General features: G+C 51.6%; 10 protein-coding genes. 8 read left to right on the top strand and 2 right to left on the bottom strand.

Annotated elements, in window-relative coordinates:
- Window positions 1-42: 42 nt before the first annotated feature.
- Window positions 43-777, top strand: coding sequence for a histidine phosphatase family protein (locus H8730_RS13595; RefSeq protein ID WP_177713721.1), 735 nt, complete (start codon window positions 43-45; stop codon window positions 775-777).
- 9 nt (window positions 778-786) lie between these two features.
- Here the strand turns inward: H8730_RS13595 and H8730_RS13590 are convergent, their stop codons facing one another.
- Window positions 787-1,548 (bottom strand): AraC family transcriptional regulator, encoded by a 762-nt coding sequence (locus H8730_RS13590; protein ID WP_177713720.1) that lies wholly within the window; start codon window positions 1,546-1,548, stop codon window positions 787-789.
- Between the two features lie 273 nt (window positions 1,549-1,821).
- Here H8730_RS13590 and H8730_RS13585 point away from each other — a divergent pair, with 273 nt between their 5' ends.
- Genes H8730_RS13585 through H8730_RS13575 form a run of 3 tightly spaced genes read left to right on the top strand, consistent with a single transcriptional unit; the run spans window position 1,822 to window position 3,119 of the window.
- The gene (locus tag H8730_RS13585; RefSeq protein WP_177713719.1) at window positions 1,822-2,016 is read left to right on the top strand and encodes a helix-turn-helix transcriptional regulator; all 195 of its coding nucleotides are present in this window, start codon (window positions 1,822-1,824) and stop codon (window positions 2,014-2,016) included.
- Between the two features lie 8 nt (window positions 2,017-2,024).
- Window positions 2,025-2,615 carry a putative ABC transporter permease gene (locus H8730_RS13580; RefSeq protein WP_249289965.1) on the top strand — a complete coding sequence of 197 codons (591 nt, stop codon included), beginning with the start codon at window positions 2,025-2,027 and terminating at the stop codon, window positions 2,613-2,615.
- A gap of 27 nt (window positions 2,616-2,642) precedes the next feature.
- Window positions 2,643-3,119, top strand: coding sequence for an HD domain-containing protein (locus H8730_RS13575; RefSeq protein ID WP_177713717.1), 477 nt, complete (start codon window positions 2,643-2,645; stop codon window positions 3,117-3,119).
- Between the two features lie 87 nt (window positions 3,120-3,206).
- Here the strand turns inward: H8730_RS13575 and H8730_RS13570 are convergent, their stop codons facing one another.
- On the bottom strand, window positions 3,207-4,037 hold the full coding sequence (locus H8730_RS13570) for an AraC family transcriptional regulator (protein ID WP_177713716.1): 831 nt from the start codon (window positions 4,035-4,037) through the stop codon (window positions 3,207-3,209).
- A 176-nt stretch (window positions 4,038-4,213) separates the two neighbouring features.
- Here H8730_RS13570 and melA point away from each other — a divergent pair, with 176 nt between their 5' ends.
- The 4 genes from melA to H8730_RS13550 all read left to right on the top strand — a co-directional run bounded on the left by melA (window position 4,214) and on the right by H8730_RS13550 (window position 11,289).
- Window positions 4,214-5,707 carry an alpha-glucosidase/alpha-galactosidase gene (melA, locus tag H8730_RS13565; protein WP_249289964.1) on the top strand — a complete coding sequence of 498 codons (1,494 nt, stop codon included), beginning with the start codon at window positions 4,214-4,216 and terminating at the stop codon, window positions 5,705-5,707.
- A 236-nt stretch (window positions 5,708-5,943) separates the two neighbouring features.
- On the top strand, window positions 5,944-7,572 hold the full coding sequence (locus H8730_RS13560) for a MutS-related protein (RefSeq protein WP_249289963.1): 1,629 nt from the start codon (window positions 5,944-5,946) through the stop codon (window positions 7,570-7,572).
- A gap of 13 nt (window positions 7,573-7,585) precedes the next feature.
- Window positions 7,586-9,148, top strand: coding sequence for a MutS-related protein (locus tag H8730_RS13555; protein WP_177713713.1), 1,563 nt, complete (start codon window positions 7,586-7,588; stop codon window positions 9,146-9,148).
- Window positions 9,149-9,216: 68 nt separating this feature from the next.
- Window positions 9,217-11,289 (top strand): hypothetical protein, encoded by a 2,073-nt coding sequence (locus tag H8730_RS13550; RefSeq protein ID WP_249289961.1) that lies wholly within the window; start codon window positions 9,217-9,219, stop codon window positions 11,287-11,289.
- Window positions 11,290-11,483: the final 194 nt, after the last annotated feature.

The following is an 11,483-nucleotide window of genomic DNA, read 5'->3' as shown; positions in this document are numbered from 1 at the left end:
AGGCAGGGTCTCGGTATCCGATATGAGGGAGTGATGTAGAACGTGAAACTATTAATCATTCGGCACGCTGAGCCCGACTATGCCCACGATTCTCTGACGGAAAAGGGATTCCGGGAGGCGGAGCTGCTTTCAGAAAAGCTGGCGCAGTCATCCATTACAGATCTATACTGTTCTCCCATGGGACGGGCCCAGCGGACCGCAAAACCTACGGCTGAAAAATGCCAATTGCCGGTGGTAACCTTGCCGTGGCTTCGAGAATTCACCGGACAAATGCAGGACCCTGACGAGCCGGAAAGGAAACGGATCCCCTGGAACCTCAAGCCACAGTTTTGGACGCGGCAGCCGGAGTTGTATGACCGCCAGCGCTGGATAGAAAATCCCTTTGTGAAGGCCGGGGATGTGGAACAGAAGTATCGGGACGTCACGGACTCCTTTGATGCCCTACTCGCTCGCTATGGCTGTCGCAGGGACGGCGGGATCTATCACTGTGAACAAAATCCTGATAGTACAATAGCCTTGTTCTGCCACTTTGGGCTTGGCATGGTTCTCGTATCCCATCTAGCGGGAATCTCACCGTTTTTGATGTGGCAGAATTTCTTTTTTCCACCTTCATCGGTGACTGCGTTTATCACAGAGGAGCGCGCGCGAGGCGACTTATTTTTTAAGTGTATGCAAATGGGAGACACCTCGCATCTGTATGCGGCAAAGGAAGAGCCATCCCACTCCGGGCTTTACTCGGAATTCTATGGAGGCGACGGCAGCGGCGCACAAGTCTAACCCGTCGTCTTAATATGCCACATCCTTTCGAGACATTCGCCGGTAGGCGTTGGGGGATAGCCCCTGACATTTCTTAAATACCCGGCTAAAATAGGATGCATCCTCATAGCCCAGCTGCTCCGCAATATGGGAAATGGAAAAATCCTCGTGGGCAAGGAGCACCATCGCCTGCGCCATCCGCAACTGTGTTTGGTATTGCGCGGGGGTACAGTGCTCATATTCCCGGAATAGCGATTCGCAGTACACGGGGTGGAGGTGCACACACTGGGCGATGCGGTCCAGGGAAAAAGGCTCGGTTAGGTGATCGGCAATACACTGCTTCATTTTCTCAACGTGAGGGTTCACGGCCTCCTTCGCATTGCGCTGGAATAGCTCCCAAAACAGCATGAGAAAGGCGGCTTTTCCTTTTAGACTCCCCTTGGATGTCAGCCAGGCGCGATTGTACTCCCGAAGCCAATAGTCCACAGCAGCGCAGTCCCGGAAGGTCGAAACGGTGGGGAGGACCTCATCCAGTATAAGATTGGAGAAAAAGTTGAAGGCCATGCACTCCATGCCCTCCGTTTTGGCGGCTCTCGTCGTCCCTTCCGGTATAAAGACGGCTTCGCCGGCATGTACCGTGAAAGGAGTGCCTTCAAGCCAGTAGACCGCCTCCCCTTGGAGGACAAAGGTCAGATCATTGAAAGGAATCCGCGCTGGAGGTGTGAGCGACCAGGACCGGTCGCAGCGTTTGGACACATAATAGAAAATCTGAGGATTAAAATCGTCCAGCATAGGATGTGCCCTCCTTTATCTCAGTCGATTACTGTGAAAGTTGATTGTATCCTTTGATTATAGCAAGAAAATCGGGTTAATTCAAGGGGCAGGATAACGCCGCTTGTTTTGTCCCGATTTGCCATGGCCGGGATATACAGGATGATAAGAAAAACGTAAGAAAAAACTAGGATGAATCAACTTGACAAAGCGGGGAGGCCGTAGTAAGATGAAGAAAACTTCACATGAACAAAAGTTCATAATAAGGTAGGGGAATGGATGGAAGGTGCTGGTATGCGGAATCGAATCAAAGAACTGCGTGTCCAATTGGCGATAACACAGAAACAGCTGGCGGATGCGGTCTGTGTGTCAACCAGAACGATTATTTCTTTGGAGAAGGGACAGTGCAATCCATCCGTGTTGTTGGCGTACCATATAGCGAAGGAATTGAGGGTCACCATAGAAGAATTATTTATGTTTGGAGGGTGAAGGGGGCTATGCTTGAGTATTTTGTTCCAGGCTCGCATATTTTCATAGCAGTCGATGTGTTTTTTATTTATAGCTTTCTCGGCTGGGTTATGGAATGTATGGTGATTACATATGAGCAGAAGCATTTGACACTTAACCGGGGATTTGTACACGGTCCCTTCTGTATCATCTATGGATTTGGCGCGATGATTGGATACGCTCTGATCAAGCCCTTTGCACATAATCCAGTGATTCTGTTCATAGTGGGTGCTGTCTTTGCCAGCCTATTGGAGCTTTTGACAGCGAAACTCATGATATATCTCTTTGGTTCTTTTTGGTGGGACTACTCGGCAAAACCCTTTAACTATAAGGGAATCCTCTGCCTGGAGAGTACGCTTGCGTGGGGAGTGCTGGCCATCGTGATCGTGAACTTTTTCCACGGGTTTTTGGTCCGCACAGTTGCATCCATCATCCCGGAGATCACCACGGCTGCGGCCATTGTGCTTACCCTCTGGTACGCCATTGATTTTGGCGTCAGCGTCCGGCAGGTTCTGAGAGAGAATAAGGGCGAGGCGCAGTCCAATCCCATCCTGGTATTATTGAATAAGGTGAAAGGATAGTGGGAACAGAATTTGAGAAGTAAAAACATGGAATTGCCGGCAAAGGCCATCCGCCTGCCGCGGGATCGGGAGTACCTCGACTGTGTCTGGGATCTCCTGCTCAATCCAGCAGTGCGGAGGATGAATCAATATGTGCAGCATGGAAGCACCACCTGCTTGCGGCATTGTCTGAACGTCTCATACAGGAGCTACTGTGCTTGCAGAAGACTTGGACTGAATTATCGATCTGCGGCCAGGGCCGGGCTCTTGCATGATTTGTTTTTGTATGACTGGCACTACCACTATGATGTGACGGGCGATGCCTTTCACGGGTTGACCCATCCCCGAAAGGCGCTTCGGAACGCACAAAAAATCTTTGCGCTGACGGATATGGAGCAGAACGCGATTTTGCGGCACATGTGGCCGTTGACGCTGATACCGCCGCGGTATCGGGAGGCATATGTCATCATTTGGTATGATAAGTACTGTGGTGTTCTCGAGACATTTCACAGACCGGTCTATTAGGTGTAAAAGAGATATTGCAACAGCGAAAAGCTGGGCTGCCCTCCAGGGCAGGCCCAGCTTTTCGCCTACAGGAACGTCGGCGCCGGTTCAGAGTCGGACGCCATATAGTTTCCGGTATTCCTGGGGGCTTACGTGAAAAGCTTTTTTAAAGGCGCTGCCAAAGTGTTGGCGGCTATTGTACCCTACCTCCCCTGCAATCGCCTCAATCCCGCGGTCCGTATTTTGGAGGAGAAGGCGGGCCGTTGCCAGTCGGTGGCGATTGACATGGGTCATGATGCCGCATCCAAAGTGCCGGTGGAACAAAACTTGCAGATAGGATGGATGGATTCCGGCAGCCTTGGCGATATCCTCCGCCCGCAGTTCCTCCTGGAAGTGAGCCTGGATGAAAGATTCGGCACAGTTGATGTAGCCCATGGATTTTGACGGGATGTTATGCTGGATGCACCGGGCGAGTTCCAGCAATACCCGCTGAAAGAGCAGCGTGAAGAGATAGGTTGTGTCGCCGTGCTGTGTCAGCTCCGCGACGCAATCGCGCATAGCGCTGCCTAGACTGGATGAGTCCGTCCCGGAAACATAGGGTCTCGGTTTTGTGAGGAACTGGCGAAAGGTTTCGTCTGCCTGACATAATTTCGTGATGGAGAGGGATGTGGCACTGCGACTGCACTCGAATTCTAAGTTGAAAATCTTGCAGCGGCCATTCTTGACATTCAGGGAGTGCTGGACATTCTCGTCCAGGAAGATGAACTCATTTTCATGAAAAATCTCGGAGGAATCCGCCGTGTCAATGCGGCATTGTCCCTGTGCCACGTACATGATCTCGCACCGCCTATGGGAGTGAAGCGGCATGGAGAAGGTCTTATAGTCGATACCGTAGAAGGCGCAGACATGGACATATGTTGCCTTGTCAAAAAGACTCATTGGCACCCCTCCTTTTTTCCTGTATTATAGTCTGATCGCCAGCCATTGTCAAGGCGTGTTCCGGCAAATAAAATACTACAAAACCTTGCATTTTATACTCTGGGAGTCTGGAAGCTTTCCTGCAATCGTTCCTATAGGATATAATAGAGTCATCACAGACGAGGAGGAATAAGAGCATGAGTTTTAAAGTAGCATTTGTCGGCGCCGGAAGTTTGGGCTTCTGCCGTGGACTTTTGACGGACCTGATGTCAGTGCCTGAATTCCGGGACATGGAGATTGCCTTCACGGACATTAACCAGCATAATCTCAGTATGGTAACGCAGCTTTGCCAGCGGGATTTGGAGGCCAATGGAATATCAACGAAAATCCAATCGACCACCAATCGCAGGGAAGCCTTTGCGGGTGCGAAATATATTATCAATTGCATCCGGCAAGGTGTTCTGGATGCCTTTGAATTGGATGTAGAGATCCCTTTAAAATACGGTGTTGACCAATGTGTGGGCGATACGCTGTGTGCCGGCGGTATTATGTACGGGCAGAGAACCATTATCGAGCTGTTGGCCATCTGCAAGGATATACGGGAGGTGGCTCTGCCGGGTGCTCTGCTGCTGAATTACTCAAATCCTAATGCCATGGTGACGTGGGCCTGCAACAAGTATGGCGGAGTGAAGACCGTCGGTCTCTGCCACGGCGAGATGCATGGGGAAAGCCAAATTGCCGAGGTTTTAGGCATTCCCAGGGATGAGCTAGATTTTATTTGTGCCGGCATCAATCATCAGACATGGTACATATCTGTGAAATACCATGGGGAAGAGATGACCGGTAAACTTTTGGAGGCCTTCCTAAACTATCCGGAATTTGTGAAGACGGAGAAGGTGCGCATTGACATTTTGCGGCGCTTTGGATATTATTCCACCGAATCCAACGGGCATTTGTCTGAGTACGTGTCCTGGTATCGGAAGAGGCCGGAGCGAATCGCAGAGTGGATCGATACCTCTTCCTGGATCCTAGGGGAGACGGCCGGGTATCTGAGAGTCTGCCGCGAAGGGCGAAACTGGTTTGAAGTCGATTTTCCACAGTTGTTGCAGGAGGAACCCCATAAGTATGATGGCTCTTGTCGGGGGCAAGAGCACGGATCTTATATCATTGAGAGTCTGGAGACAGGGCGGCGGTATCGCGGGCATTTCAATGTGATGAACGAGGGCTGCATTTCCAATCTTCCGTGGGAGTGCGTTGTGGAAGTGCCGTGCTACGTGGATGGCAATGGGATTTCTGTGCCCAAGGTGGGGGATCTGCCCCTCGGCTGCGCGGCTGTCTGCTCGCAGTCCATCTGGGTTCAGAGATTAGCGGTCGAGGCGGCGGTGTCCGGCGATGCCATGCTGTTAAAACAGGCGGCGATGATGGATCCTTTAACAGGTGCGGTGTGCTATCCCGATGAGATCTCCCAGATGATCGACGAAATGTTGATCGCCCAGGAGCAATGGCTGCCGCAGTATGCAGAGGCCATCGAGAAGGCGAAGGAGTACTTTGCCTCCGGACACGTGCTCCCGGTAAAGGAAGGCTATCGGGGGGCAGTGCGGCTTCATGAGAAAACGGTGGAGGAAATGGCGCAGGATGCCGAGAAGGCAAGAGCGTTGGCGAACGCGGCGGCCAAAGAAAATGTGAAATAGGGTTTTGCAGCAAAACGTGGAGAGTCTATGGTTTTCATAGGCTCTCCATACTTTTTACAAGCCAAAATCGCCAGTGCCGTTAAAAATCTGTAGATAAATAAAAGATGGCTTTCGACGAATGGATTTCCCAAAGGTTAAGTAATTTTGGCTTCGGACTTGTCAAATAAAGAGAATCAGGCTATAATCGTATATAGCAAGAGGAAGAAAGCCGCTTAGACGGCAGAATGGAGGCAGCAATGCTGGATAGGCTGATTGACACTTCGAAAACGGTGACCAAGCCGGCAAGCTGGAAGGATGCGGTCACGGATCTTGAAGTGGATAAGATCATTTCGACTCTGACCACATCCGGTGAGGATGTGCAATGCGATGGAGATGCAATCGTGCGCTTTCTCACAGCGGATCCAGATGAGATCACGCAGAGAAGCGCAATGTTAGATGATTTTGCTAAAATAGAGGATATAGAGGGACGGATTACGAAATGTATTGAGGGGATCACCCGCCTTCAATATATGATGGAGCGGTCGCAGACGTCCAGTGAGGACATCTATAGACAGATCGCCGCATGGCATGGAGCGGCACAATATAGTACTTGCGTCACGATGCTGCGGGATGAGCTTCTGGGAAGGGATGAATTGACATCGCCACGGCTTCTCAACCTCAAGCGGCAGATAACGGCGCTGTCCCAGAGCACGGACTTTCAAAATGACGCCAGACTGTTGGAGGCAGCAAAGGAATGGTTTCAACTGCCGAAGGACGTCTATGTAGGGTTCAACTATGTCTCCGGAAGCGGCCTCGATAGCATCCAGGTGGCAGCGGTGGACGAGGAGGCCACACCGATTGAATCGCTCATCCGGGAAACTTCCCTTGGACAAGCCCTGCCCAACAGCTTAGAGGGCTTAGTTCCGTTTCCGGTGCTGAGTCAAAGCGCGCAGCTGGAGTCATACCTAATCAAACAGATTGAAAAACGCTGGTCAAAAAAGCTCGCCCGGCTGAAAAAGGAGTTAGATAAACTGGCGCTGTCGGATTGTCAGGGGTTAATTGCCTTAAATGAGGATTTCAAATTTTTGCGAATGGGGCTACGGCTCATTCACGCGGCAAAGCAAAAAGGTTGTGGCCTGTGCAGGCCGGCCCTTGGCAGTGGACCGCTTCAGATTTCGCAGCTGATGTATCCGCGATTGACCCTGATCAGCGAGGAACCGGTGGTGGAGAATGATGTCACCATGGAATATGGCAGCTTCGCCGTGATCACAGGGGCAAACCACTCGGGCAAAACTTCCTATCTGAAATCCGTAGGGCAAGCCTGTATGTTAGCCCAGTTAGGTTTTTTTGTGCCGGCCGCCGCAATGCGGTTCACGCCAGTCAAGACCATGTTTACACTCTTTTCCGGGGAGGAGGACGACGAGCTTCGCTACTCCAGAATGGGATTGGAGGTGCAGAGGATCCATACGATTCTCCAGGAAGCGGATTCGGAATCTATGGTATTTTTCAACGAACCGCTGACCAGCACCAACCCGATTGAGGCGATTTCCCTCTGTGTGGAGTGGATCGTGCATTTCATCAATACTGGAATTACTGGATTTATGGTAACCCATATGCATGATATCTACTTCTCGTTGGAGAAGACGCTTTCGGAAGAGAAAAAAAGGAAATTTCGCAGCCTGGTCACCATCACGCGGAGGAACGACGCCCATGTGCTGAAGAATCTGTACCGGGTAGTGGAGCAGGAGCCATCCAAGACAAGCTATGCCGCCGATGTAGCGGATAGCTTTGGCATTTCCCTGGAGAAACTCATTGAGGATCCTGCTTTGCGGGAGCAAGCGCAGCGATACCAGAAGGATGTCAGTGAACAATCGCTATTTGAATAAAGGAGGTGCCTCCATGGGACTATTATTGGGGGCGGCCGGTGATGAACACCGGCTCGTGCTATCGCCAGAGTGTATACATGATTTGATGCTCGCGCAGTTGATGAGTGAATTCTGCGAGGCGGAGGAGGGGGAGGACTCGTGGACGTCCCTTTTGACTACTGATGGGGAAGTCATACGGCAGCGCAATCTTGTGATCCAAGACCTGCTGGCGCATCCAGAGGTTGCGGAGAGCATACGTAAGCTCTATGATTTTGTGCGGGCGGTCTGTACCCTTCAAGCGTCAGGCCGTATGCAGCAACTATCCATTGAAGTCTTTTCGGAGTTTTCTCTGATTAAACAGTACCGAAGTCTCTTAAACGAGATGAGTGAGACGTTGAGCGCGGCGCGAGACTCCTTTTGTTCTCCACAATTGGGGGAGCTTCTCGCCATGGTGCAAAAAAATGCGCAGCAGAACTTTTCCTATGATTTTGAGACAGTGTGGAGGGAACTTGCGTCTGGTGTAGAGGAGCCCCAATCCTTTACCTTTTTGTTTCGACTTGATGAGGAAGGACGCGTGGAATCTGGGGGGTTAGCTGCGGTGCACGGGGAGCGATACAAAAAAGCGCTGCTAGGAGGCGATGCGGGCAAGGATAGACGGCAGCCCTGTAAGGTACCCGATCTACAGACGCTGGATAAAACCGTGGACGGGGAATATAATCCATCTGCCGACCGCAGCCATGTGTGGGCGCTCAGCATCGCGGCCAACGAATACTTGAAGGACCATTTTACGGCGTTGAAAAAACAGTTTCACCAGTACTTGCACGCCATAACGAGCGATTTCATTGAACTGCGCACGGACCTATCATTTTATCTCCACGCCGTGGAGTATTGCCGAACGCTGGAAAAGCATGGCGCGGCATATTGTTTTGCCCAGATCGAACCGATGGAGACGAAATCCTTCCGGGCAGAAGGACTATACTACCTGCCACTGCTGCGCCAGGATCGGTTTCGAACTGTAGTTCAAAACGATATTGCCTTTCAGGAGGGCGGAGAGCTTTTTATCCTGACAGGGCGCAACCAAGGCGGGAAGACAACCTTTCTTCGCTCTGTGGGAATGGCTCAGGTGCTGTTTCAGTTGGGATGGCCGGTGCCGGCCAATGGGGCGGCCATCAGCCCGGTGGCAGATTTGGTGACGGTTTTTTCCCAGGAAGAGGATCAAGAACTTCACAATGGAAAGCTGGGACAGGAATTAAAAGCGGTCAGGCGGAACCTGGAGGGACTGTCGAAGGATGGCATGATTTTGCTCAATGAGCCCATCACAGGAACATCCCCCATGGAAAACCTGTATATCAGCCGCGTTGTCCTGTGCTCGCTGAAGGTAAAGGCAATCCGTGGAATCTGGGTGACGCATATTTATGACCTAGCGAGCGGCGCCGCCTATATCAACGAAACGGTGGAGGGCAGCCGCGTCAGCAGTCTGACCGTGTTGCAGGAGGAAGATGTCAACAAAGTCTCCTATAAGGTGGTCCGCGGTGAGCCGGGATTCTACAGCTATGCGAGAGAGCTGTTGTACAAGATTGGGGATAAGGCAAAATGAATCAGCGCGCTGTCACGGGAAATGGTGTGGCGGTAATTTAAATTAATGACTGATTTGAGGTGGGTGTCATGAAGAAAAGGGTTAACACATTTCATCTGATGGCTTTTCTTTTTGCCGTTGTAGCTGCGGTCGGACTTGTATCCTGCGGGAGCGCGAAAGAACAGTCGGAAATGCTGTCCGAAGCGCAGTCCGAGCCGCAGGCCGCCGGTTCCAGCATTTCGGGTGAGGATTCGTCCGTGCCGGGATCCAGTCTCCCGGAAGAAGCGGTCGTTTCGCTCGAATGCTTTGACGTGCAGGATGAGGTACTGTGTGTGCGCCCCGCTGGCGAGAACCGCGCAGCGCTCGTGTGCGGAACCCCCGCGCCTGACCTCTACGACGGCTCCTTTACCAACGCGCGGCTATACGTGATAGACGTTTCTGAAGATACGATCGTCTTTGAATCGGAGTACGACGCAGACGAACAGCTTTTGTGCGTCCGTGAAAATGGGACGTTCGTGACCTTGGACTATATAGATCAGGTAATCCATGTCTACGGATCGGATATGCGGCCGGTGCATTCCTTTGCGATGCCCGAAGGAATCCTGCAGGCAGACGTTGAAGAAGACTGCTTGTATTTGATCTCCCGCAATGAGATAGCGCGTATTGGCTTTGATGGTGCCAGCGAGAGCGCAATCACTTTCCCGTATGACGTCGACGTTTATTCGTTCGATTCCGGACATGGCCGTGCCATCGCATCCGTAAATCCTGCGAGCGACACCGAAAATTTGGGGACGGCAATTTATTCCGAGGCGGCCGGAGGCTTTGTGTTTTCCACTGCTGCAGACGTTTGGGCTTCCTATTTTGCGGGGGATAAGGTGGTATCGGTCCTTTCAGACGATCGGTACGATGAGGAAGGCAATCTGATCGAAAGCCTGTACAGGCTCACGGTCTGCGATTTTCCGGACGGGAGTGATTCGGTATGCTTTTTGCTTCCAAATGGAGCTAACTGCACTTTTTTCCCTCAAACAGAGTATTTCATAAATTCCGTATTCCCCTGCGATGATGAGAATGACGTACCCGCAAATACCAGGTTTTACATTTTGAATGCGGCGCAGGGGGAGATGTCCACCCCGATAGCAGAGCTTGAGGGTGCCTTGTTTATAGTGCCGGAGTACCTTGAAAGCTGCGGAAGGATCATCGTGGGGGCCTGCTTTTCGTCGGACGAAGGCGTTCGTTCGCGCCTGCTTCTGATCCGTCCAGAGGCGGTGGAAATGACAGAAAAGCTTGACCGCTTTGAAATGACGGCGGCGGATCCGGAGCTGCATACACTTTCCCAAGAGCTTTTACCGCAGCGGGAGAGCGCGGACGATATTGAAAAGGAATTCGGCGTGCGGATACTATTAGGCGACGAATGCCTTGACGCGGCGGCCAACGGCTCATTTTCCATAGTTTCCACTGAGGATCGCGAATACGCTGATTATGCCGCCAACCCCGAGGAGGAGCTCACCGAGGCCCTGAATACCCTGCGCCGTTCTCTTGAATATTATCCGAAGAGCTTTTTCGACTCCTTTAAAAACTACGCTGGAGAGGGGGGTGTCCGCTTTCTCATAGTGCGCGATATGGTGAATGAAAACGGCAGCTTTGCAGGCGGGCTGCACTATCAATACGGCGCGTGGTACAACGTGGTTCTTGACGTGGATGAGATCATGTCGGTGCATCACGAGCTGTGGCACGCGGCGGAGCAGAGAATCACAAATGAATTTGCGGAAGCGTTCAGCGATATTCGATGGTCCGAACTCAATCCGGAGGATTTTTCATACTGCTATGATTTTGACAACTATTACCAGGATGAGTCTGTGTTTGAATACATAATTCCGTGGGACGACGACCCGGCGAAGAGGGAAACCGTATATTTTGACCAGATCTACTCGACGATGTCGCCCTATGAGGACAGGGCAACTCTTGTCGAGGATTTGCTGAACGAGTCTTTTGATCCGGACCTTTACGGCTTTGCAGACCCGATGGAGAGGATCTGCGCTTACCCGCATCTGAGAGAAAAACTCGAGTATATGGCTGAGCAGACGGAGAGGACTTTCGGTTACGTTTATTGGAAAGAGGTCCTGCAAAACATTATGAAAATGAAAGAGGGACTGTCGCAGTGATTCCAGTTTCCCGATTAAGTTCCAGTCTATTTTATTCCTAAAAAGGCGCAGGCAGGGCTGAAACCCTATCTGCGCTTTTGTTTGCCCAGCATGGGCGTTCTCTAACGGGTGAAAGTCCCGAGTGCGCGTAGGCAACGACGAAGCACATAGCCGAACAGCAAGGGTGTCCATCGCGAGGTGGAATCTGAAAGAAG

It is taken from the genome of Bianquea renquensis (assembly GCF_014384895.1).
GTDB lineage: Bacteria > Bacillota > Clostridia > Lachnospirales > Bianqueaceae > Bianquea > Bianquea renquensis.
This window is presented reverse-complemented; position numbering and strand designations above follow the sequence as displayed.

Bases quoted from the DNA above. Each gene is read 5' to 3' on its own strand.
- H8730_RS13560 (WP_249289963.1), top strand. From the start codon at position 5,944: ATGCTGGATAGGCTGATTGACACTTCGAAAACGGTGACCAAGCCGGCA.
- H8730_RS13590 (WP_177713720.1), bottom strand. From the start codon at position 1,548: ATGCTGGACGATTTTAATCCTCAGATTTTCTATTATGTGTCCAAACGC.
- H8730_RS13575 (WP_177713717.1), top strand. From the start codon at position 2,643: ATGGAATTGCCGGCAAAGGCCATCCGCCTGCCGCGGGATCGGGAGTAC.
- H8730_RS13585 (WP_177713719.1), top strand. From the start codon at position 1,822: ATGCGGAATCGAATCAAAGAACTGCGTGTCCAATTGGCGATAACACAG.
- H8730_RS13570 (WP_177713716.1), bottom strand. From the start codon at position 4,037: ATGAGTCTTTTTGACAAGGCAACATATGTCCATGTCTGCGCCTTCTAC.
- H8730_RS13555 (WP_177713713.1), top strand. From the start codon at position 7,586: ATGGGACTATTATTGGGGGCGGCCGGTGATGAACACCGGCTCGTGCTA.
- melA (WP_249289964.1), top strand. From the start codon at position 4,214: ATGAGTTTTAAAGTAGCATTTGTCGGCGCCGGAAGTTTGGGCTTCTGC.
- H8730_RS13550 (WP_249289961.1), top strand. From the start codon at position 9,217: ATGAAGAAAAGGGTTAACACATTTCATCTGATGGCTTTTCTTTTTGCC.
- H8730_RS13580 (WP_249289965.1), top strand. From the start codon at position 2,025: ATGCTTGAGTATTTTGTTCCAGGCTCGCATATTTTCATAGCAGTCGAT.